Origin of the sequence: Rhizobacter sp. AJA081-3, from assembly GCF_017795745.1 — a bacterium.
In the GTDB taxonomy this organism is placed as follows: domain Bacteria; phylum Pseudomonadota; class Gammaproteobacteria; order Burkholderiales; family Burkholderiaceae_C; genus Piscinibacter.
Genome location: NZ_CP059067.1, coordinates 57,862 through 78,190, shown reverse-complemented (window position 1 = coordinate 78,190; position 20,329 = coordinate 57,862). Strand labels below are relative to the sequence as shown.

The following is a 20,329-nucleotide window of genomic DNA, read 5'->3' as shown; positions in this document are numbered from 1 at the left end:
CCTTCAATCGGTATTCGTGTGCGTGATCAGACTGCGGCCGCGCCGCCGACGATCTCGGAGAGTTCCTTGGTGATCGCGGCCTGGCGGGTCTTGTTGTAGACCAGCTTCAGTTCGGCGATCAGGTTGCCGGCGTTGTCGGTGGCGGCCTTCATCGCGACCATGCGCGCCGACTGCTCGGACGCCATATTGTCGGCCACGCCCTGGTAGACCAGCGCCTCGATGTAACGCGTCAGCAGCTCGTCGATGACGGTGGGTGCATCCGGCTCGTAGAGATAGTCCCAGCCGTACTGGGCCTTCTCGGCGGCGCTTTGCTGCAGGTGCGAAGCCGACAGCGGCAGCAATTGCTGCACCTGGGGCTCCTGCTTCATCGTGTTGATGAACTGCGTGTAGCACAGGTACACCGCGTCGAGCTGGCCCGCGACGAACGCGTCGAGAATCACCTTGACCGGGCCGATCAGCTTCTCGAGCTGCGGCGCATCGCCGAGCTGGATCGCATGCGACACGACCTTCGCGCCGATGCGGTTCAGAAAGCCGTAGCCCTTGTTGCCGATCGCCACCGCTTCGACGCTCACGCCCGCGGCCTGCAGTTCGCGCATCTTCACCGTGACGGCACGCAGGATGTTGGTGTTCAGGCCGCCGCACAGACCCTTGTCGGTCGTGACGACGATGAAGCCCACCTTCTTCGCGTTGCCGCCCTGGCGCATGTAGGGCGACTGGTACTCCGGGTTCGCCAGCGACAGGTTGGCCGTGATGTTGCGGATCTTGTCGCTGTAGGGGCGCGCGGCGCGCATGCGCTCCTGCGCCTTGCGCATCTTCGAGGCGGCGACCATCTCCATGGCCTTGGTGATCTTCTTGGTGTTCTCCACCGATTTGATCTTGCCGCGAATTTCCTTGCCGACCGCCATGACGGGCTCCTTAGGCGAAGGACTTCTTGAACGCCGCGATCGCGTTGTTCAGCTCGGCCTCGGCGTCCTTGTCCATCGCCTTGTCCTTCTCGAGCTTGGCGAGCAGGCCGGCGTGGCTGGACCTCAGGTGCTGGTGCAGACCGTGCTCGAACGGGACCACCTTCTTCACGTCGATGTCGTCCATGAAGCCCTTGTTCGCCGCGAACAGCGAAGCAGCCATCAGGCTGATCGGCAGCGGCGAGTACTGCGGCTGCTTGAGCAACTCGGTCACGCGCGCGCCGCGGTCGAGCTGCTTGCGCGTGGCGGCGTCGAGGTCGGAGGCGAACTGCGCGAAGGCGGCTAGTTCGCGGTATTGCGCGAGGTCGGTACGGATACCACCGGACAGGTTCTTGATCAGCTTGGTCTGTGCCGACGATCCCACGCGCGACACCGAGATGCCGGCGTTGATGGCGGGGCGGATGCCGGCGTTGAACAGCGAAGTCTCCAGGAAGATCTGGCCGTCGGTGATCGAGATCACGTTGGTCGGCACGAAGGCGGACACGTCGCCGGCCTGCGTCTCGATGATCGGCAGCGCGGTCAGCGAGCCGGTCCTGCCCTTGACCTCGCCCTTGGTGAACTTCTCGACGTAGTCGGCGTTCACGCGCGCGGCGCGCTCGAGCAGGCGGCTGTGCAGATAGAAGACGTCGCCGGGATACGCCTCGCGGCCCGGCGGGCGGCGCAGCAGCAGCGAGACCTGGCGGTACGCGACCGCCTGCTTGGACAGGTCGTCGTAGATGATCAGGGCGTCTTGCCCACGGTCGCGGAAGTACTCGCCCATCGTGCAGCCGGAATAGGCCGAGACGTACTGCATCGCGGCGGACTCGGAGGCCGAGGCGGCGACGACGATGGTGTACTCCATCGCGCCGTGCTGCTCGAGCGCGCGCACCACGTTCTTGATCGACGACGCCTTCTGGCCGATGGCGACGTAGACGCAGGTCATGTTCTGACCCTTCTGGTTGATGATCGTGTCGATCGCCACCGCGGTCTTGCCGGTCTGGCGGTCGCCGATGATCAGCTCGCGCTGGCCGCGACCGATCGGCACCATCGAGTCGATCGACTTCAGGCCGGTCTGCACCGGCTGGTCGACCGACTTGCGCGCGATCACGCCCGGGGCGACCTTTTCGATCACGTCGGTCATCTTGGCGTTGATCGGGCCCTTGCCGTCGATCGGCTGGCCCAGCGCGTTGACGACGCGGCCGATCAGCTCGGGGCCGACCGGCACTTCCAGGATGCGGCCGGTGCACTTGACCGTGTCGCCTTCGGAGATGTGCTCGTAGGCGCCCAGGATCACCGAGCCGACCGAGTCGCGCTCCAGGTTCAGCGCCAGTCCGTAGGTCGGCTGGCCGTCCTTGGTGGCGGGGAACTCGAGCATTTCGCCGGCCATCACGTCCGACAGGCCGTGCACGCGCACGATGCCGTCCGTCACCGACACCACGGTGCCCTGGTTGCGGATGTTCGCCGAGGCGCCGAGGCCCTCGATGCGACTCTTGATCAGTTCGGAAATCTCTGCGGGATTCAGATTCATGACTTTCTCCGTGACGACGGGGACCAGCTCAAGCGCAACGCGATGCGGTGCTCAGGCAGTCAACGCCACTTTCATTTGTTCGAGCCGGGCCGCCACCGAGGTGTCGAGCACCTCGTCGCCGACCACCACGCGGATGCCGCCGATCAGCGATGCATCGACCACCACGCTCGCATTGAGCTTGCGGCCGAAGCGCTTCTCCAGCGAGGCCACCACCCCGGGGAGCTGCGCCGCGTCGATCGGGAAGGCGCTGTACACCGTGGCGTCGGACACGCCGGAGCGCGCGTTCACCAGCGAATGGAACTGCGCCGCGATTTCCGGCATCGCCGCGAGGCGGCCGTTGTCGATCACCGTGCGCAGCAGGTTCTTCGCGGCGTCGCCGAGGAACACCTTGACGACCGAAGTCACCAGCGTGAACACCTGTTCGGGCTGGGTCTTCGGGCTGTCGGCGAACTGGCGCAGCTGGCTGTCGCCCGCCACCTTGGCGAGCTCGGCAACCTGCTCCGCCACGGCCAGGGCGTCGGCTGCGCCGACAGCCTTGAACAAGGCCTCGGCGTAGGGGCGCGCGATGGTTGCGAGCTCAGCCATGGATCACAGCTCCGTCTTCAGGCGCGACAGCAGGTCGGCGTGCACACCGGCATTGACCTCCTTGCGCAGGATCTGCTCGGCACCCTTGACGGCCAGCGCGGCCACCTGCTCGCGCAGCGCCTCGCGGGCCTTCACGGCTTCCTGCTCGGCTTCGGCCTTGGCGGCAGCGATGATCTTGGCGCCTTCGTCGGACGCGCGGCCCTTGGCCTCTTCGATCATCTGCTGCGCCAGGCGCTCGGCATCGGCCAGGCGCTGGGCGGCGTCGGTACGGGCGGCGGTGAGCTGCTCCTCGACGCGCTTGTTGGCGCTGGCGAGGTCGGCCTTCGCCTTGTCGGCGGCCGACAGGCCGTCGGCGATCTTCTGCGCACGCTCATCGAGCGCCTTCACGATCGGCGGCCACACGAATTTCATCGTGAACCACGCGAGGATGAAGAACACCACGAGCTGCGCAAACAGGGTTGCGTTGAGACTCACGGCAACACCTTTCTTGGGGCAGGTTGATCGGGGCGCCGGCGGATTACTTCAGCACGAACGGGTTGGCGAACGCGAACATCATCGCGATACCGACACCGATCAGGAAGGCGGCGTCGATCAGGCCGGCCAGCAGGAACATCTTGGTCTGCAGTTCGTTCATCAGCTCGGGCTGACGGGCGGCCGACTCGAGGTACTTGCTGCCCATGATGCCGATGCCGATGCAGGCGCCGATGGCACCCAGACCAATGATCAGACCAGCGGCCAGAGCGACAAAACCGAGAACGTGTTCCATGTTGACTCCTAGGAGGAAAGAAAAGTTGTGGTTGGTGGAAGGAAAAGCGGGAGCTCAGTGAGCGTCGTGCGCCTGGCCGACATACACGAGCGTGAGCATCATGAAGATGAACGCCTGCAGCGCCACGATCAGGATGTGGAAGATCGCCCAGCCGGTGCCGGCGATGATGTGGCCGAGCCACAGGAAGATGCCCGTGGCCGAGCCGAAGCCGGCGGCGCCCATCAGCGCGATCAGCATGAAGACCAGTTCGCCGGCGTACATGTTGCCGAACAGCCGCATGCCGTGCGACACGGTCTTGGCCAGGAACTCGATCATCTGCATCAGGAAATTGAACGGCCACAGCAGCGGGTGCGCGCCGAACGGGGCCGAGAACAGCTCGTGGATCCAGCCACCCAGGCCCTTGATCTTGACGTTGTAGTACAGGCACACCAGCAGCACGCCGATCGACATGCCCAGCGTGGCCGAGAGGTCGGCGGTGGGCACGACGCGCATGTAGGCGTGGTGCGGGTCGCCGCCGGCGGCGCCGTAGATCCACTCCCAGATTCGCGGGATCAGGTCGACGGGCAGGAAGTCCATCGAGTTCATCAGGAAGATCCAGATGAACACGGTCAGCGCCAGCGGGCCGACGAACTTGCGCGACTGCGCGTTGTGCACGATCGACTTGGCCTGGTTGTCGACCATCTCGAGCACCAGCTCGACGGCGGCCTGCAGCCGGCCCGGCACGCCGGAGGTGACGCGCTTGGCAACGCCGCGCAGCACCCACAGGCCGAGCACGCCCATCAGGATCGACCAGACCAGCGTGTCGATGTTGAAGACCGTGAAGTCGACGATGTTCAGCTGCTCTTTCGAGCGCAGGTGCTGAAGGTGATGGCCGATGTATTCACCGGCAGTGGGTCCATGTTGAGCGTCGGCAGCCATGTCGAATCGGACTCGTTATGTTGTCTTCGTCGCTACCGGTCGGCGCCGCCACAGCAGCGCCCACCAGTTCACCTTCACGCACACGACCATCGCCACCAGCAACGCTGGCCAGCTCAGGCCGGGTACCACCCTCGGAGCGGCCAGCAGCATGCCGACCGCCACCCCAATCTTCACCAGCTCCCAGAACATGAACCCGAACACGGCAGCGCCCGGATTGGAACTGGTACCTCTGGTCATCCCGCGTGCCAGCAAGGCACCCGGCACCACCACAGCGGCCGCGCCGTAAAGCGCCGACCAGGCTGCCCCGCTTCGCTCGGTGACGAGCCAGGTGACGGCCCCGCACACCAAGCCCGCCGCGGCCTGGGCCGCGACGACCCGCCAGGGCGAAACCTGCGGGATGGACGCTCTCAAGGCCTGCGCCTCTTCGCGGGACAGTGTCTTGAAAGGCGGATCCGTCGCCTCATCTGTCTCGCTGGCGATCCGCGCGCCCTGGTCGATCGTGTCGGTCATGGTGCGCGGGTTACGTCTGCTTGCAGCAAAGCCTCGGAATTATACGGGGTAACCCGGTCTGTTCGACCGACCCCCTATTCCGTCGGGTCTTGTGACGTCTCCGCGCGCATGTTCGGGCGCTTGCCTTACATCACGCTTTTGCGCGCGCGCATGGAACCTTCGCCCGCCGTCGCGAGTCGCTCCAGGGCTTCGTTGCGCTTGGCGACAACCCGGCCCGCGCAGCAACGACAATCTCCTCTTGTTCCGTCACTCGAACCTGCCATGCGGCTGCTGCGCACGCTCCTCGCGATCCTGACCCTCGGCTCGTCGCTGCCGACGCTGGCCGCTCCGGGCACCGTCGTCACGACCGACCAGGTCCGCGCCGAACTCGTCGCGCACGCGCCACAGGGCGTGGTCGCCGGCCAGACGATCTGGCTGGGCCTGTCCATCGACCACCAGCCGCACTGGCACACGTACTGGAAGAACCCCGGCGACTCCGGCCTGCCGACCACAATGCAGTGGACGCTGCCCGAAGGCGTGAAGGCCGGCGAGATCGAGTGGCCCACGCCCCGACGCATGCCGATCGGCCCGCTGGTCAACCACGGCTACGACGGCAAACTGTTGCTGCCGGTGCGCGTGGAGATCCCCGCGGGTTTCGCCGCCGACGCCTTGCCGATCAAGCTGCATGCCGAATGGCTGGTCTGCAAGGACGTGTGCATTCCCGAGTCGGGCGACTTCGCGCTTGAGTTGCCGGCCCGTGCAGCCTGGTCGGCGCAGGCAGCGGCGTTCGACGCCGCCCTCGCGTCGGCGCCGCGCGCGCTGGCCGGCGCCACGGCGTCGGCATCGCTGACCGACAGCGGCATGCAGATCGAGATCGGCGGGCTGCCCGCCGGCTGGGCCGGCAAGTCGATCGAGCTGTTTCCCGAGACCGCCGGCGTGCTCGACAACGCCGCGCCGCGCCAGGCCGCATGGAGCGGCAGCCGCTGGACGGTGACCGTGCCTTTGTCCGATCAGCGCTTCGAGAGCCCTCAGCGCATGGACGCCGTGCTGGTGCCCGCCGGCAGCGCCGTGGGCTCGCGGGTCGGTTTCGCGATCGCCGGCAGTTGGCCGAAGCTCGCGCCCGTCTCAGCAGCAGCAGCCGCGCCAACCGCCGCGCCCCTGCCCGCGGCGAACACGGCACCACCGCTCGGCCTGGCGGCCGCGCTGTTGTTCGCGCTGATCGGCGGCGCGATCCTCAACCTGATGCCCTGCGTGTTTCCGGTGCTGTCGCTGAAGGTGCTGGGCTTCGCCAGCCACGCGCACGACCGCCGGGCGCTGATGCTCGGCGGCCTCGCCTACACCGCCGGCGTGGTGCTGTCGTTCATCGGCCTGGCCGCGCTGCTGCTGGTGCTTCGCGCCGGCGGTGAGCAACTGGGCTGGGGCTTCCAATTGCAGTCGCCCGCCGTCATCGCGGTGCTGGCCGCGCTGTTCACGCTGATCGGCCTGAACCTGGCCGGCGTGTTCGAGTTCGGCTCGGTGCTGCCCAGTGGACTGGCCTCGCTGCGCGCGCGCCACCCGCTGGTCGATTCGCTGCTCACCGGCGTGCTCGCGGTGGCCGTGGCCTCGCCCTGCACTGCGCCTTTCATGGGCGCCTCGCTCGGCCTGGCGGCCACCTTGCCCGCCGCCGAAGCGCTGGCCATCTTCGGCGCGCTCGGCCTGGGCATGGCACTGCCCTACCTCGCCGCGAGCCTGTGGCCGGGCCTGGCCCGCGCGTTGCCGCGGCCCGGCGCCTGGATGGCGCGCTTCAAGGTGCTGATGGCCTTCCCGATGTTCGCCACCGTCGTCTGGCTGGTCTGGGTGATCGGGCAGCAGACTGGCATCGACGGCGCCGCGGCATTGCTGGCCACGCTGCTGGCGCTGACCTTCATCGCGTGGGCGCTGGGCACGCCGGGCATCGGGCAGGTGGCCCGGGCCGCATTCGGCGTGGTCGGCGTGGCGAGCCTGGTGCTGGCGCTGTCGTGGATGCTGCCGGCCTTCCAGGCCGCCGCATCGCCCGCACCCCGCACCGGCGAGGCCGGGCCACACTGGCAGCCGTGGAGCGAGCAACGCGTGGCCGAGTTGCGCGCGGCCGGCAAGCCGGTGTTCGTGGACTTCACCGCCGCCTGGTGCGTGACCTGCCAGTACAACAAGCGCAGCACGCTGGCCGACGCCGAGGTGATGGCCGACTTCGCCGCGCGAGGCGTGGTCCTGCTGCGCGCCGACTGGACGCGGCGCGACGCCGCCATCACCGCTGCGCTGGCCGGCTTCGGCCGCAACGGTGTGCCGGTCTACGCGCTGTACGGCGCCGACCCGGCCCGGCCGCCGCAGATCCTCGCCGAGATCCTGAGCGTGCGCGAGGTCCGCGACGCGTTGGCCCGGCTCTGACCCCGTGCACAAGGAGTCCACGATGCACACCGCCGTTCGCCTTGCCTCGATCGTTGCCACGCTCGGCGCCGCACTGACGGCACCGCTGCCCGCCTTCGCCGCTGCGGCGGTGGGCCAGAGCGCGCCGGCCTTCAGCGCCACCGACACCTCGGGCAAGACGGTGTCGCTGGCCGACTTCAAGGGCCGCACCGTGGTGCTCGAATGGGTCAACCCCGGCTGCCCCTTCGTGCGCAAGCACTACGACAGCGCCAACATGCAGGCGACGCAGAAGTCCGCCGCCGCCAAGGGCGTGGTGTGGCTGGCCGTCAATTCGACGCACGCCGGCGCGAGCGACTATCTGGCTCCGGCGGCGCTGGCGGGCTGGATGAAGGACCAGGGCGCCGCGCCGGCCGCGACGCTGATGGACGCCGACGGCAAGCTCGGCCGCGCCTACGGTGCCCGCACGACGCCGCACATGTACGTGATCGACGCCCGCGGCACGCTGGTCTATGCCGGCGCCATCGACAGCAAGCCGACGGCCAACCCGGCCGACATCAAGGGCGCGACCAACCATGTGAACCAGGCGCTGGCGGACACGCTCGCCGGCAAGCCGGTCAGCGTGGCCACGTCGCAGGCCTACGGCTGCTCCGTCAAGTACGCCGACTGATCACACCGCGCGCGGCGCCGGCCATTCAGGTCGCGAAGTTCACCGGCAGGCCGGGCACGTCGACCTCCAGCGACAGCACGCAGCCGGCCATCGGTTGTGCGATCAATTCGGCCGCCGGGCGCTTTTCACGCGAGGTGGTGATGTAGATCGTCTTCAGGTCGGCGCCGCCGAAGCAGGGCATGGTGGCGCAGCGCACCGGCAGCCGCACCTCGCGGAGCAATTCGCCCGAGGGCGACAGGCGCAGCAGCCGCTGACCCTCGAACATCGCGACCCAGTAGCAGCCCTCGGCATCGACCGCCGCACCGTCGGGCCGGCCGCCATAGCTGTCGAGCGACTGGCCGTCCTGCTTGATCGGGAAGCGCGCGAACACGCGGCGGCCGCTGAGCTCTCCGCTGGCCGGCTCGAAGTCGAAGGCGTAGATGGTGTGGGCCTTGGTGTCGCTCCAGTAAAGCGTGCGGCCGTTCGGGCTCCAGGCCAGGCCGTTGCCGACCGTGGCGTTGTCGGCTCGCTTGACCAGCTTGCCACCGACCCAGCAGTGCAGCGTCGCCTTGGCGGCGTCGCGCGGCTCGTAGATCGTGCCGACCCAGAAGCGCCCCTGCGGATCGCACTTGCCGTCGTTGAAGCGCTCCTTCGCCGGGTCGTAGGGTGGCTCGGCCAGAAGGGTGCGCGCACCGCCTTGGGGGTCGAAGCGCCACAGGCCGTCGCGCATCGCCAGCAGCAGACGGCCGTCGACACATGGGGCGCAACTGGCCAGCTCGGTGTCGAAGTCCCAGTGCACCAGCGCGCCGCTGGCCGGGTCGAAACGCTGCAGCTTGCGGTCGGGGATGTCGCAATAGAAGAGCGCGCGCTCGCGCGGGTGCCAGAACGGCGACTCGCCCAGCAGCGCCGCCGACGCGACGGCGACGCGCACCTCGCCCGAACTCATACCACCGTCACGTCCAGCTGCATCCAGGCACTCGTGCTTTCGCCGGGCGCGACACTGCGCAGGCCGTGGGCCAGCGGATCGGCCATGTGGATGGCGTTGCTGACGTGGCTGACCGGCTCGACGCAGTAGAAGTCCTTGTCCTGCGGCGTGTAGACGACCAGCCGGTCCAGCGACGAGGTGAGCTGCAGCGAGAAGCGTTCGTCGCGGATGCGCGCCGCGCCGCGCCAACCCTCGAAGCAGTTGTCGAAATCCAGGTGGGACACGTCGCTGTCGATGCCGGGCTGCGCCACCTTGCGCACCGGCAGCTGCGCGGCGTCGTTGTCCCAGCGGTCCGACAGCTCGATGTGCAGGCGGCTGCGCGCGCGCTTCGGGAAGTACGGGTGCCAGCCCAGGCCGATGGGCTGCGCGATGTCGGCCTGGTTGGTGACCACCATCTCGATGTGCAAGGCCTGCGGCGAGAGCGTGAAGTACTGCGTTGCCTCGAAGGCGAACGGCCACTCGGCATCGGGCCGGTGGCGGTAGCGCAGCACCACCTCGAGCGCGCTGGAGGAGACGATCTCCCAGGGCCGCTGCCAGCCCACGCCATGCAGGGAGTGCGGGTGGTCGCCGAAGTTGGGCTGCGTGCTGTGGTCGTGCCCCTTCCAGCGAAAGCGCATGTAGCCCAGGCGATTGGAGTACGGCACCAGCGGGTAGCTGCCCGCCTGCCGAGAGGAGGCCAACGCTACGGGCTCGGCACCGCGCAGGATCGGCGTTTCGCGATGCCAGAAGCCGGCGATGCAGCCGCCGAGGTCGGGGCGCAGCGCCAGGCGCAGCGCGCCGGCGTGGAGTTCGAAGCTGTGGGCGGTGGAGGCGTGGGCAGTCATGCGCCGATGCTACGCCCGTACGGCACCGAATCCGGCGCCGCCCCGATGCTCAGTAACCCCGAGTGCCCGACGACACCGAATGCACGTGGTCGCCGCCGGGAGTGCGCAGCGCGGCGATGGCCGACTTTGCGCCCTGCATGAACAGGCCCAGATCGGAGCCGACCGCCACGTAGTCGAACCCGGTCGCACGGTACTGCGCCACGGACTCCGGATCGCCGCCGATGGTGCCCACCGGCTTGCCGATCGCCTTGCAGCGCTGCACGGCCTGGGCCATCAGGTCCATCACCGCCGGGTGCGTGAGCTGGCCGACATGGCCCATCGAGGCCGACAGGTCGGCCGGGCCGATGAACAGCGCGTCGACACCGTCGACCGCCGCGATCGCCTCGAGCTTCTTGACCGACTGCACCGTCTCGAGCTGCACGATCACGCCCACGTGCTTGTTGGCGGTGGCGAAGTAGTTCGGCACCGTGCCGTAGCGATTGGCGCGGCTCATGCCGGCCATGCCGCGCACGCCTTCGGGCGGGTAGCGCGTGGCAGCGACGGCGCGTGCCGCTTCGGCAGCGTCCTGCACGAACGGGAACATCACCGTGGCCGCGCCGGCATCGAGCACGCGCTTGACGATCACCGCCTCGTTCCACGGCACGCGCACGACCGGCACCATCTTGGTCGAGGCCACCGCCTGCAGGAGTTGCACCACCTCCATCAGGTCCAGCGGCGCATGCTCCATGTCGATCACGCCCCAGTCGAATCCGGCGTGGCCGGTCGCCTCGGCGACCAGCGGGCTGGCCGACATGATCCAGGTGCCCACCGGCGGGTGGCCGCCGGCGGCCTTGAGCAACTGCCTGAACGCGTTCATGGCGTGGTCCCTTCGGTTCAATAGCGGCTGGGGCTGTCCAGCAGCGCCGCACGCAGATAGTGTGCGCCCGGAATCGGGTTGTAATAGTAGGGCGCCGTCTCGACGAAACCGAGCGAGGCGTAGAGCTCGCGCGCCGCCTCCATGTCGTCCAGCGTGTCGAGCAGCATCACCGAGTAGCCGCAGCGGCGGGCCTCGTCCATCAATGCCTCGGCCAGGCGCCGGCCGAGGCCGAAGCGGCGAAAGGCCGGCCTGACGTACAGGCGCTTCATCTCGCATGCGTTGGCGTGGTCCGAATCGGTCAGCGCCCGGAAGCCGCCGCAGCCGGCAATCTCTCCGTCGACCAGCGCGAGCAGCAGGTGGCCACCCGGCGCCGCGTACTCGCCCGGCAGGCCGGCCAGCTCGGCCTCGAAGTTCTGGAAGCACAGGTCCACACCCAGGCCGGCGGCGTACTCGCGGAATATGCCGCGCGTGGCATCGAGCCCCTCGGGCGATTCGGGCATGACGAGCCGGATGTCCGGTGCGAGGTCGTAGCTCATCGCCCTGCGCTCACTTGCCCAGGCTCACCAGCCAGCCCACGCCCACGGCGCAGCCGGCCACCAGCAGCAGCGCCAGGCCGCGGGTGGCCAGGCCGTCGGCCGAGGCGGGCACGCCGGGCGGCAGCAACTTGTCGCCCACCAGCATGGGCCGGACCAGATCGCGCCCCCGGCGCAGCCTGTACATGACGATGGCCGCCACGTGCAAGGCGACGAGCGTGAGAATGGTCCACTGGCCGAAGGTCTTGTGCCACGAGGTCAGCGTGCTGCTGGTGGCGCCGGAGACGAACTTGATGAGCGGCCCGGTGTTCGAGATTTCGTCGTCGGCGAACAGGCCGCTGCCCACCTGTACGGCCAGGATCACCAGCATGGCGAACACCGACAGCGCTCCCAGTGGGCTGTGGCCCACCTCGTGGTGCTCCTCGGCACGGCTGCCACCGCGCAGGTAGCGCAGCAGCGTTGCAGGCGCATAGACGAAGCTGCCGAAGCGCGACCAGCGGCCGCCGACCATGCCCCACAGCAGCCGGAAGGCAAGCAGCGTGAAGACCACGTAGCCGAAACGGAAGTGCCAGACCATCGCGTTGCCGCCGATCTTGGCGCTCACCACCGAGCCGATCACGCACGCGGCCAGCCCCCAGTGGAACAGGCGGGTGGGCAGATCCCACACCCGCACGCGCACCGCATCGTCCTTCATCCGTGCCCATCCTCCGTGGTGTCGAAGTCTGCACCATAACCGCCACGCGGGCACCCGGTGCGCGCGGGAATGAAACGGCATCCGGCGGCGTACACCCGGAAGCGTTTGCCGTCCAACCCGGTGCGACGCCCCCACCGAACCCCTCAGGAGAAACCGCATGAAGCGTCCGTCCCCGTCGATCCTGCTGACCGCCGCCGCGCTCGTCGGCATGGCCACCGCCCTGCCCGCCGCCGCGCAGTTCGCCAAGCCGGAAGACGCGATCAAGTACCGGCAGAGCGCCATGTTCCTGCAGGCACAGCACATGGGGCGCATTGGAGCCATGGTGAACGGCCGCGTGCCTTTCGACGCGAAGTCGGTTGCAGAGAACGCGGAAGTGCTCGCCGCCGTGACCAAGCTTCCGTTCTCGGCGTTCATCGACGGCACGGACAAGGGAACGACCCGCGCCAAGCCCGAGATCTGGGCCGAGAAGGACAAGTTCATGGCCGGTGCGACCAAGCTGCAGGAAGAAGTTGCCAAGCTGAACGCCGCAGCGAAGACAGGCAACCCTGAACAGGTGAAGGCAGCCTTCGGTGCAGTCGGCCAGACCTGCAAGGGGTGTCACGACAGCTACCAGAAGCCGCTGTAGTCGCCCCCCAGGAGGCGCCAAGGGGCGAGTCGGGAGATCGGGCGGCATCCGGTACCATCGCGGGCTGATCCCCCTGGGGTCGATTCGCTTGCGCCGCGCTGCGCCTGACAAGGCCTGACGCGGTGCGTCGTCCGGGCCCGCCAGTGGCGCGGGTCCACAACGAACTGCGTGGCCGGCATTCCATGATCTCCCTCCGTTTGCGCTCTGCCGCCTTCTTCACCGCCTTGATCTTCGCCGGCATCACGGCTGTCCAGGCCGCCGAGGAAGCATCGTCACCGCAGACCTTCATCACGCCGGGCTACACGCCGCCCACCGCAACGCGTGTGCCGGGCGCGGCGGGTCAGGCCGCTCCCGGGGCCGCCGGAACGACACGCGGTGCAACGACCGCACCCGCGAGTCGCCAGGCCGAGACCGGCGCCGAACGCGCCATGGATGCACAGGCGGCCATCGATCGGCCCGCCGTTCCGGTCAAACCCAGCGAGTTCCAGAAGTTCGTCGAAGGCGCCACCGGCCGGCTGCTGCCGGTATTCGGCGCCGACTTCTTCGCCGACAACCGCCGGCTGCCCTCGACGGCCGACAACGTGCCGGTGTCCGGAGACTATCTGGTGGGCCCGGGCGACGAGGTGATGATCCGCGCCTGGGGCTCGATCGATGTCGACTACCGCAGCAAGGTCGACCGCAACGGCCAGATCAACATGCCCAAGGTGGGCAGCTTCAACGTCGCCGGCGTGAAGGCCGCCGATCTCGAGCAGCATCTGCGCAGCCAGATCGGACGCATCTACACCAACTTCAGTTTGAGCGTGACGCTCGGCCAGCTGCGCGGGCTGCGCGTGTTCGTCGTCGGCCCGGCGCAGCGACCGGGCGCCTACACGCTGCCGGGGCAGTCGACCGTGCTCTCGGCGATGGCAGCTGCCGGCGGCCCGGGCGCGCAGGGCTCGATGCGCAGGGTGACGCTGCGCCGCGACGGCAAGGTCGTCTCCGAGCTGGATTTCTACGACTTCGTCGTGCAGGGCGACAAGTCCAAGGATCTGCAGCTGCAGGCCGGCGACGTGGTCGTGTTCGAGCCGGCCGGGGCGCGGGTGGCGCTGGCCGGCGCCACCGATGCGCCGGCCATCTACGAACTGAAGTCGGCTCAGGAGTCGGTGCGCGACCTGTTGCGCTACAGCGGCGGCGCCACGGTGCTGGCGAACATGAGCCGCGCGCAGCTCGAACGCATCGACCCTGCGATGCCGAAGTCGCCGCGCCAGGTCGAAGACTTCGCTCTCGATGCCACCGGCCTGACCAAGCCGCTGCGCGACGGCGACGTGCTGACCTTGCTCGCGATCTCGCCAAAGTTCGCCAACGCCGTCACGCTGAAGGGTCACGTGGCTCAGCCGCTGCGCTACCCCTACCGTCCCGGCATGCGCATCCGCGACCTGATCCCGGACCGCGAAGCGCTGGTCTCGCCCGACTTCTATCGCCGCAAGAACCTGCTGGTGCAGGTGATCGAGGAAGACGATGCGAATGGGCAGGCTGAAGGCGAAGTCATGCAGCCCGCGGCGACCAACGGCGTGGCGCCGGCCCCCGGCCAGGTGCAGCAGACCGGCAAGCGCCTCCGCACGCGCGAGCAATCCGAAGACCGCGCCGTGGCCCAGCGTGCGCGCCGCACACCGGCGGCACTGTTCGACGAGCTGAACTGGGATTACGCGGTGGTCGAGCGCCTCAGCGAAGTCGATCTGAGCACGCAGGTCATTCCCTTCAACCTCGGCAAGGCCGTGCTGCAGGGCGACGAGGCGAGCAATATCGAGCTTCGCGCGGGCGACGTGGTCACCATCTACAGCCAGAAGGACGTGCGCGTGCCGGTGGCGCGGCAAACGCGGCTGGTGTCCGTCGAGGGCGAGGTCGGCGCGCCGGGCGTCTACCAGCTGCTGCCCGGCGAGACGCTGCGTGGGCTGATCCAGCGTGCTGGCGGCTTCACGCCGCAGGCCTACGTCTACGGCCTGGAGTTCAGCCGCGAGGAGACCCGGCAACGCCAGCGTGAGAACCTCAACGAGGCGATCGCGCGGCTGGAGTCTCTGTCGGCCACGCAGGCGGCGCGCGAGGCGGCCAACCGGCGTGACGACCCGAACGCCAGCGTTGTCAGTGCCGCGGCCACGCAAGCCCAGCTGTCTCGCTTGGCGCGGCTGCAGCCCAACGGCCGCATCGCGCTCGAGCTGAACCCGAACGACAAGACCCTCGAGGCACTGCCCGACGTGCCGCTCGACCATGGCGACCGCATCAGCGTGCCGCCACGTCCGGGCTTCGTGACGGTCGCCGGCGCCGTGGTCAACAGCAACGCCTTCCTCTGGAAGCCGGGCCGCAAGGCAGGCGACTACCTGAAGCTCGCCGGCGCCGACGAGGCGGCCGACCCCTCGAACATGTTCATCCTGCGCGCCGATGGCACCGTGGTGCATGCCGGCGACCGCCGTGGTTTCTTCGGCGGCAGCAACCTGGAAGCCCAGGAGATGCAGCCGGGCGACGCGCTGATCGTGCCGAACCAGCTCGACTTCGAGACCTTCGGCCGCGCGCTGGTGCGCAACTTGAAGGACTGGTCGCAGATCTTCTCGCAGTTCGGCCTGGGCGCCGCGGCGATCAAGACGCTGAACAACTGACGGCGCGCACATGAAGAACGAGATCGACGTGGTGGGCGAGCCGTCCGAAGTCTTTGATGATGATGGCCCGCGCGTGGGCCTGGTCGACCTGCTGACCTGGCTGGGCCAGGGCAAGCGTTTCATCGCTGCTGTTGCCGGCGCAACCGCGCTTGCATCGCTGGCCTATGCGATGTTGCAGCCTCCGATCTACACCGCGCGAACGACGCCACTTCCTCCCGGTAGCCAGCAGCAAAGCGGCTCGGCGGCTGCATTGGCCGCACTCGGGGCTTTGGGCGGTCTCGCCGGCGGCCTGGCAGCCAAGAGTCCCGACGAGCTCTACGTTGCTTTGCTTAAGAGCGATTCGGTGCAGCGTGAATTGGACAAGCGCTTCGCCTTGCGCAAGCGATACGAGATCCAGACCTTTGAAACGTTGCGAAAGGCCATGCCCGGCTTCGTCCGCGTGTCTTCCGACAAGAAGGCCGGAGTGATTCTCTTGGAGGTCGACGACAAGGACCCGAAGTTCGCCGCCGATCTGGCCAACGCTCATGTCGGAGAAGTGACCAAGCTGCTGGGTCGCTTGGCCGTCTCGGAGGCGCAGTTGCGGCGCGTGTTCTTCGAGACGCAACTGCAAAGTACCAAGGAAAACCTCATCAAGGCCGAGCGCGATCTGCAGCGCGTGCAGGAGAAGTCCGGGGTGATCGTGCTCGACAAGCAGGCCGAGGCATTGATTGGCGGCGCCGCGCAGATCCGCGCGCAGATCGCCGAGCGTGAGGTCCAGCTCAAAGTCCTGCGTACCGGAGCCACTGAGCAGAACCCGGATGTCGTTCGCCTCAACTCCGAGCTGCGGGCACTGCGTTCCGAGCTGTCGCGGATGGAATCCACTCAGGGTGGTGCCCCCGGCAGTGCCGTCGACTTGCCAGTTGGCAAGATCCCGGAGGCTGCCATCGACTATGTGCGGGCACGCCGCGAGCTCAAGCTGCAGGAGACGCTGCTCGAGAGCATGATCAGGCAGTTCGAGATCGCCAAGCTCGACGAGGCCAAGGAAGGGCCGGTGCTGCAGCAGGTGGACGTGGCGCTGCCGCCGGACTACAAGTCAAAGCCGGCGCGGGCACTGATCGTGCTCGCCTCGACCTTCGTGGCGCTGCTGTTCAGCAGCCTGTGGGTCATCGTGCGGCGCTACTCGGCGCTGTCGCGACAGGACGACCCCGGGAGCGAGGAAGCTTGGCAAGCGATGCGCGCCGCCTGGCGCTCGCGCAAGGCCGGCTGAGCTCAGGTTCCGGCCAGCACGCGCGCGAACATCGGGCTGTCGACGTTGCCGCCGCTGAGGCTCAGGCCCACGCGCCGCCCGGCCCAGCGCTCGTGCTGCTGTAGCAGTGCCGCCAGCGCCGCGGCGCCCGCGCCCTCGGCCACGTTGTGGGTGTCGGCGAAGAGCGCGCGCATCGCCGCGGCGATCTCGTCGTCGCTCACCGACACGATCTCGTCCACCTCGCGCTGGATGATCGCCAGCGCCTGCGGCTCCGGCACCCGGCAGGCCATGCCGTCGGCGAGCTGCGTGCTCACCGGCGCCTCGATGGCGCGGCCAGCTTCGAAGGACAGCCGGTAGGCCGGTGCGTGCGCCGACACCACGCCGACGATGCGCGTGCGCACGCCGGCATGGGCCCGCGCTGCCGCGCAGGCGCAGATGCCCGAGCCCAGGCCGATCGGCACGAAGACGACCTCGGGTGCCTCGCTCGCCGCGAAGCTGGCGAAGAACTCCACCCAGTAGCTCGCCACGCCGCGCACCAGGTCGGCATGGAACGACGGCACCATGTGCGCGCCGCGTTCGCGGGCGAGCTGCATGGCATATTCGCGCGCGGCCTGGAAGTCTTCGCCCTGCTCGATCAGCTCGGCTCCGAGTGCCCGCATGGCGGCATTCTTCTCGACCGAGTTGCCGCGTGGCACGACGATCGTGGCCGCCAGGCCGTGGCGCGCGGCGGCGAAGGCGATCGACTGGCCGTGGTTGCCGCGTGTCGCGCTCATCACCGTGCGCACGGCCGGCTCGCGGCGTCGCAGGGCATCCAGGTAGACCAGGCCGCCGCGCACCTTGAAGGCGCCGACGGGCGTGTGGTTCTCGTGCTTCACCCAGACCTGCGCGCCGCTGCGCGCGTCGAGCAGCGGCCAGCGCTGCTGCGGCGTGGGCGGCATCACCGCGCGCACCAGCGCGAGCGCGGAATCGATGGCCTCGCGATCGGGCAGGCTCACTGGAGTACCTTCGTGCTGCGCACTCCGGAGTTCGCCCTTGGGGCGGCCCGGCGGGCTCATGCGAGACCCTCCAGGCGCACCGGCCCGAGCGGCGTGTCGAGCGTTGCGCTGAACGCCTCTTCAGTGCTCACCCCGGCCGGCAGTTGCCGCGCCACCGCCACGGGCAGTTTGCCGACCGCCAGCGCCGCGAGCCTCACCGGGCTGGCGGCCAGGCTGGCGGCCGGGTGCGTGTCGCCCCATTCGATCAGTGTGGGCAGCGCGCCGCCGGCCAGTCGCTGACCATCGCTGCGCACGCTGATGCGCCAGCGCAGCAGGCCACGCGGCGTGTCGCGCTCGGCCTGAAGCACCTCGCCGCGGTCGATGCCGGCGTCGGCCAGCGTGGCGCATTCGGCCGCGGCGTCGTCGCAACCCGCTACCCAGTGGATCAGGCGCGGGCCTGCGGCGAGCGCGGCACGCAGCGCCGGGTCGTCGAGGTCGTACCAGCGACGCCTTCCCGGTGCGCTCGCCTGCGCATCGATGGCGATGATCTCCAGGTAGGCGCGCGGAAACGCCGGCGAACCGATCGCCAGCAGCAGGTTGTGCGTGCCCATCAGCGGGTGTTTGCCGCCTGGCCCCGGCAGCACGCCCAGCGTGGCGGCGCACCAGGCGGCGCCCTGCTCCAGCGTGGCGGCGCCGATCACGAGGTGGTCGATCGACCAGCTCACAGGTTCACCTGCCCGCTCACGACGACGACGCTGTCGCCGCCGATCCAGACCGTGTCGCTGCGCTTCTCGACGAACACCCGTCCGCTGCGCCCGAGCGCCGTGCCCTGCGCCGCGACGTAGCGCTCGGGGGCGAGGCCGGCGCCGATCAGCCACTGCGCCAGGCCGGCGTTCAGGCTGCCGGTGACCGGATCTTCCGGCACGCCGAGCGAGGGCACGAAGGCGCGCACCTCGAACTGCGCATCGCCACCGGACCACGGCGCCACGACGCCGAGTTCCAGGCCACGCATCGCCGTGAAGTCCGGCTGCAGCGCCAGCACCTCGTCGCGCGAGCCGAGCATCACCGCGACCCAGCCCGGGCCGTTGTCGACCCAGTTCGAGGCGCGGATGGCGTCGGCTGGGATGCGCAGGCTGCGCACGATCTGCGCCAGCACCTCCGGTTCGACCGGGCCGCTGCGGCGCAGCGGCGGCGCAGCGAAGGCGAGGCGCGTGCCATCGCGGCGGATGCGCACCAGGCCGACGCCGCATTGCTGCACGACCTCGTCCGCGCTGTGCGGCTGGCCGCCCGCGGCCAGCCACGCATGGCAGCTGCCCAGCGTCGGATGGCCGGCGAAGGGCAACTCGCGGTCGGGCGTGAAGATGCGCACGCGGTAGTCGGCAGCGGCGTCCGTGAGCGGCAGCAGGAAGGTGGTTTCGCTCAGGTTGGTCCAGCGCGCGAAGGTCTGCATCTGTGCGTCGGACAATCCTTCCGCGCCGTGGACCACCGCGAGTGGATTGCCGCGCAGCGGCGTGTCGGTGAAGACGTCGAGCTGGGTGAAGCTGCGCTGGCTCATGCGGCCTCCTTGATCGCCTGCGCAAGCATGGCGATGCCCTGCTCGATCTGCGCCGGCGAGACGGTGACGAAGCTCAGCCGCAGCGTGTTGGCCTTGGCATGGTCGGCGAAGAAGGCGGCGCCGGGCACGTAGGCCATGCCGCGCTCCACCGCCTTCGGCAGCATCGCGGTGGCGTCCACGCCCTCGGGCAGTTCGACCCAGAAGAACATGCCGCCCACCGGCACGTTCCAGTGGCAGCCGGCCGGCATGTGCTTCTCGAGCGCCGCGCGCATCGCGTCGCGCTGCGCCTTGTAGCGGGCACGGATGGTCGGCACGTGCTCGCGCAGGAAGCCGTCTCGGATCACTTCGTGCACGACACGCTGGTTGAATCCTGGCGAGTGCAGGTCGGCCGCCTGCTTGGCCTGCAGCAACTTGGGGAAGAGTTCCGGCGGTGCGAGCACATAACCCAGACGCAGGCCCGGTGCGAGCACCTTGGAGAAGGAGCCGAGGTAGACCGTGCCCTCGGGCCAGCGCGCGGCCAGCGGCGCCGGCGGCTCGGTGTCGAACCACAGGTCGCCGTACGGGTTGTCCTCGACGATCGGCAGGCCGAGCGCGCGCGCCGCGTCGGAGACCTGCGCGCGCCGCGCCGCGCTCATGCAGCGGCCGCTCGGGTTCTGGAAGTTGGGCAGCAGGTACAGGAAGCGCGAACCGCGCGCCGCCTCCAGCGCCTGCGGGATCGGGCCGTCGTCGTCGCACTCGACCGAGACGATCTCCGGCTCGTACGGGGCGAAGGCCTGCAGCGCGCCGAGATAGGTGGGCCGCTCCACGGCGACGCCGCTTCCCGGGTCGATGAGCACCTTGCCGACCAGGTCCAGCCCCTGCTGCGAGCCAGTGGTGATGAGCACCTGCGAGGCGTCGGCCTTGAGGCCCTGTGCGGCGAGCTGCGCGGCCACCCATTCGCGCAGCGGCGCGAAGCCCTCGCTGGCGGCGTACTGCAGGGCCTCGCGGGGCGCGTCGCGCAACACCCGTTCGCTGGCAGCACGCATCGCCTCGACCGGGAAGCTGTCGGGCGACGGCAGTCCGCCGGCCAGCGAGATGATGCCGGGGCGCTCGGTCACCTTGAGGATCTCGCGGATGATCGACGGGTTCATGCGCTCGGCGCGGCGGGCCATCTGGAAGGTCATGGGGCTCTCG

At 69.0% G+C, this 20,329-nt stretch carries 21 protein-coding genes; 5 read left to right on the top strand and 16 right to left on the bottom strand.

The window, feature by feature from the left end; translation table 11 throughout:
- Positions 1–26: 26 nt before the first annotated feature.
- The 7 genes from atpG to HZ992_RS00345 are packed head-to-tail and all read right to left on the bottom strand — an operon-like array spanning position 27 to position 5,248.
- Positions 27–905: a F0F1 ATP synthase subunit gamma gene (gene atpG, locus HZ992_RS00375; protein ID WP_209384712.1), complete on the bottom strand. Its 879-nt coding sequence runs from the start codon at positions 903–905 to the stop codon at positions 27–29.
- A gap of 10 nt (positions 906–915) precedes the next feature.
- Positions 916–2,469 carry a F0F1 ATP synthase subunit alpha gene (atpA, locus tag HZ992_RS00370; protein ID WP_209384711.1) on the bottom strand — a complete coding sequence of 518 codons (1,554 nt, stop codon included), beginning with the start codon at positions 2,467–2,469 and terminating at the stop codon, positions 916–918.
- 51 nt (positions 2,470–2,520) lie between these two features.
- Positions 2,521–3,054, bottom strand: coding sequence for a F0F1 ATP synthase subunit delta (locus HZ992_RS00365; RefSeq protein WP_209384710.1), 534 nt, complete (start codon positions 3,052–3,054; stop codon positions 2,521–2,523).
- 3 nt (positions 3,055–3,057) lie between these two features.
- Positions 3,058–3,528, bottom strand: a complete 471-nt coding sequence (locus HZ992_RS00360; protein WP_209384709.1) for a F0F1 ATP synthase subunit B — start codon at positions 3,526–3,528, stop codon at positions 3,058–3,060.
- 43 nt (positions 3,529–3,571) lie between these two features.
- A complete protein-coding gene (gene atpE / locus HZ992_RS00355; RefSeq protein ID WP_011827793.1) occupies positions 3,572–3,820 on the bottom strand; it encodes a F0F1 ATP synthase subunit C in 249 nt (82 codons plus the stop codon).
- Positions 3,821–3,874: 54 nt separating this feature from the next.
- Positions 3,875–4,738 carry a F0F1 ATP synthase subunit A gene (atpB, locus tag HZ992_RS00350; protein WP_209384708.1) on the bottom strand — a complete coding sequence of 288 codons (864 nt, stop codon included), beginning with the start codon at positions 4,736–4,738 and terminating at the stop codon, positions 3,875–3,877.
- Positions 4,739–4,753: 15 nt separating this feature from the next.
- The gene (locus tag HZ992_RS00345; RefSeq protein ID WP_209384707.1) at positions 4,754–5,248 is read right to left on the bottom strand and encodes an ATP synthase subunit I; all 495 of its coding nucleotides are present in this window, start codon (positions 5,246–5,248) and stop codon (positions 4,754–4,756) included.
- Between the two features lie 261 nt (positions 5,249–5,509).
- Here HZ992_RS00345 and HZ992_RS00340 point away from each other — a divergent pair, with 261 nt between their 5' ends.
- Both HZ992_RS00340 and HZ992_RS00335 read left to right on the top strand, forming a co-directional pair.
- Positions 5,510–7,630 (top strand): protein-disulfide reductase DsbD family protein, encoded by a 2,121-nt coding sequence (locus HZ992_RS00340; protein ID WP_209384706.1) that lies wholly within the window; start codon positions 5,510–5,512, stop codon positions 7,628–7,630.
- Positions 7,631–7,652: 22 nt separating this feature from the next.
- Positions 7,653–8,276, top strand: coding sequence for a thioredoxin family protein (locus HZ992_RS00335; RefSeq protein ID WP_209384705.1), 624 nt, complete (start codon positions 7,653–7,655; stop codon positions 8,274–8,276).
- Positions 8,277–8,301: 25 nt separating this feature from the next.
- On the opposite strand, the gene HZ992_RS00330 is transcribed toward HZ992_RS00335, so the two are convergent.
- From HZ992_RS00330 to HZ992_RS00310, 5 genes are read right to left on the bottom strand one after another with little or no spacing between them, the layout of a single operon-like run.
- Positions 8,302–9,201, bottom strand: coding sequence for an SMP-30/gluconolactonase/LRE family protein (locus HZ992_RS00330; RefSeq protein ID WP_209384704.1), 900 nt, complete (start codon positions 9,199–9,201; stop codon positions 8,302–8,304).
- Positions 9,198–10,064 carry an aldose 1-epimerase gene (locus tag HZ992_RS00325; RefSeq protein ID WP_209384703.1) on the bottom strand — a complete coding sequence of 289 codons (867 nt, stop codon included), beginning with the start codon at positions 10,062–10,064 and terminating at the stop codon, positions 9,198–9,200. The genes HZ992_RS00330 and HZ992_RS00325 overlap by 4 nt, the downstream gene beginning before the upstream one ends.
- Positions 10,065–10,113: 49 nt before the next feature.
- Positions 10,114–10,920, bottom strand: a complete 807-nt coding sequence (locus HZ992_RS00320) for an HpcH/HpaI aldolase family protein (RefSeq protein ID WP_209384702.1) — start codon at positions 10,918–10,920, stop codon at positions 10,114–10,116.
- 17 nt (positions 10,921–10,937) lie between these two features.
- A complete protein-coding gene (locus HZ992_RS00315; RefSeq protein WP_209384701.1) occupies positions 10,938–11,456 on the bottom strand; it encodes a GNAT family N-acetyltransferase in 519 nt (172 codons plus the stop codon).
- Between the two features lie 10 nt (positions 11,457–11,466).
- Positions 11,467–12,147, bottom strand: a complete 681-nt coding sequence (locus HZ992_RS00310) for a cytochrome b/b6 domain-containing protein (protein ID WP_209384700.1) — start codon at positions 12,145–12,147, stop codon at positions 11,467–11,469.
- 157 nt (positions 12,148–12,304) lie between these two features.
- On the opposite strand from HZ992_RS00310, the gene HZ992_RS00305 reads away from it, so the two are divergent.
- The 3 genes from HZ992_RS00305 to HZ992_RS00295 all read left to right on the top strand — a co-directional run bounded on the left by HZ992_RS00305 (position 12,305) and on the right by HZ992_RS00295 (position 16,648).
- Complete coding sequence (locus HZ992_RS00305) at positions 12,305–12,772, top strand: c-type cytochrome (RefSeq protein WP_209384699.1); 468 nt, start codon at positions 12,305–12,307, stop codon at positions 12,770–12,772.
- A 182-nt stretch (positions 12,773–12,954) separates the two neighbouring features.
- Positions 12,955–15,402 (top strand): polysaccharide biosynthesis/export family protein, encoded by a 2,448-nt coding sequence (locus HZ992_RS00300; RefSeq protein WP_209384698.1) that lies wholly within the window; start codon positions 12,955–12,957, stop codon positions 15,400–15,402.
- A gap of 10 nt (positions 15,403–15,412) precedes the next feature.
- Complete coding sequence (locus HZ992_RS00295) at positions 15,413–16,648, top strand: Wzz/FepE/Etk N-terminal domain-containing protein (protein WP_209384697.1); 1,236 nt, start codon at positions 15,413–15,415, stop codon at positions 16,646–16,648.
- A 2-nt stretch (positions 16,649–16,650) separates the two neighbouring features.
- Here HZ992_RS00295 and HZ992_RS00290 read toward each other — a convergent pair whose 3' ends face one another.
- From HZ992_RS00290 to HZ992_RS00275, 4 genes are read right to left on the bottom strand one after another with little or no spacing between them, the layout of a single operon-like run.
- Entirely contained in the window at positions 16,651–17,682 is a 1,032-nt protein-coding gene (locus HZ992_RS00290) for a threonine dehydratase (RefSeq protein WP_209384696.1), read from the bottom strand.
- Positions 17,679–18,326, bottom strand: coding sequence for a VOC family protein (locus HZ992_RS00285; RefSeq protein WP_209384695.1), 648 nt, complete (start codon positions 18,324–18,326; stop codon positions 17,679–17,681). Before HZ992_RS00285 ends, HZ992_RS00290 begins: the two co-directional genes overlap by 4 nt.
- Positions 18,323–19,156 carry a PhzF family phenazine biosynthesis protein gene (locus HZ992_RS00280; RefSeq protein WP_209384694.1) on the bottom strand — a complete coding sequence of 278 codons (834 nt, stop codon included), beginning with the start codon at positions 19,154–19,156 and terminating at the stop codon, positions 18,323–18,325. Before HZ992_RS00280 ends, HZ992_RS00285 begins: the two co-directional genes overlap by 4 nt.
- On the bottom strand, positions 19,153–20,319 hold the full coding sequence (locus tag HZ992_RS00275; protein WP_209384693.1) for an aminotransferase-like domain-containing protein: 1,167 nt from the start codon (positions 20,317–20,319) through the stop codon (positions 19,153–19,155). Before HZ992_RS00275 ends, HZ992_RS00280 begins: the two co-directional genes overlap by 4 nt.
- Positions 20,320–20,329: the final 10 nt, after the last annotated feature.

What these genes read in the sequence shown, in the direction of transcription:
- HZ992_RS00325 (WP_209384703.1), bottom strand. Translation starts at nt 10,064, where the DNA reads ATGACTGCCCACGCCTCCACCGCCCACAGCTTCGAACTCCACGCCGGC.
- HZ992_RS00300 (WP_209384698.1), top strand. Translation starts at nt 12,955, where the DNA reads ATGATCTCCCTCCGTTTGCGCTCTGCCGCCTTCTTCACCGCCTTGATC.
- HZ992_RS00365 (WP_209384710.1), bottom strand. Translation starts at nt 3,054, where the DNA reads ATGGCTGAGCTCGCAACCATCGCGCGCCCCTACGCCGAGGCCTTGTTC.
- HZ992_RS00335 (WP_209384705.1), top strand. Translation starts at nt 7,653, where the DNA reads ATGCACACCGCCGTTCGCCTTGCCTCGATCGTTGCCACGCTCGGCGCC.
- HZ992_RS00290 (WP_209384696.1), bottom strand. Translation starts at nt 17,682, where the DNA reads ATGAGCCCGCCGGGCCGCCCCAAGGGCGAACTCCGGAGTGCGCAGCAC.
- HZ992_RS00275 (WP_209384693.1), bottom strand. Translation starts at nt 20,319, where the DNA reads ATGACCTTCCAGATGGCCCGCCGCGCCGAGCGCATGAACCCGTCGATC.
- HZ992_RS00320 (WP_209384702.1), bottom strand. Translation starts at nt 10,920, where the DNA reads ATGAACGCGTTCAGGCAGTTGCTCAAGGCCGCCGGCGGCCACCCGCCG.
- HZ992_RS00310 (WP_209384700.1), bottom strand. Translation starts at nt 12,147, where the DNA reads ATGAAGGACGATGCGGTGCGCGTGCGGGTGTGGGATCTGCCCACCCGC.
- atpE (WP_011827793.1), bottom strand. Translation starts at nt 3,820, where the DNA reads ATGGAACACGTTCTCGGTTTTGTCGCTCTGGCCGCTGGTCTGATCATT.
- atpA (WP_209384711.1), bottom strand. Translation starts at nt 2,469, where the DNA reads ATGAATCTGAATCCCGCAGAGATTTCCGAACTGATCAAGAGTCGCATC.
- HZ992_RS00330 (WP_209384704.1), bottom strand. Translation starts at nt 9,201, where the DNA reads ATGAGTTCGGGCGAGGTGCGCGTCGCCGTCGCGTCGGCGGCGCTGCTG.
- atpG (WP_209384712.1), bottom strand. Translation starts at nt 905, where the DNA reads ATGGCGGTCGGCAAGGAAATTCGCGGCAAGATCAAATCGGTGGAGAAC.
- HZ992_RS00340 (WP_209384706.1), top strand. Translation starts at nt 5,510, where the DNA reads ATGCGGCTGCTGCGCACGCTCCTCGCGATCCTGACCCTCGGCTCGTCG.
- HZ992_RS00305 (WP_209384699.1), top strand. Translation starts at nt 12,305, where the DNA reads ATGAAGCGTCCGTCCCCGTCGATCCTGCTGACCGCCGCCGCGCTCGTC.
- HZ992_RS00280 (WP_209384694.1), bottom strand. Translation starts at nt 19,156, where the DNA reads ATGAGCCAGCGCAGCTTCACCCAGCTCGACGTCTTCACCGACACGCCG.
- HZ992_RS00295 (WP_209384697.1), top strand. Translation starts at nt 15,413, where the DNA reads ATGAAGAACGAGATCGACGTGGTGGGCGAGCCGTCCGAAGTCTTTGAT.
- HZ992_RS00315 (WP_209384701.1), bottom strand. Translation starts at nt 11,456, where the DNA reads ATGAGCTACGACCTCGCACCGGACATCCGGCTCGTCATGCCCGAATCG.
- HZ992_RS00345 (WP_209384707.1), bottom strand. Translation starts at nt 5,248, where the DNA reads ATGACCGACACGATCGACCAGGGCGCGCGGATCGCCAGCGAGACAGAT.
- atpB (WP_209384708.1), bottom strand. Translation starts at nt 4,738, where the DNA reads ATGGCTGCCGACGCTCAACATGGACCCACTGCCGGTGAATACATCGGC.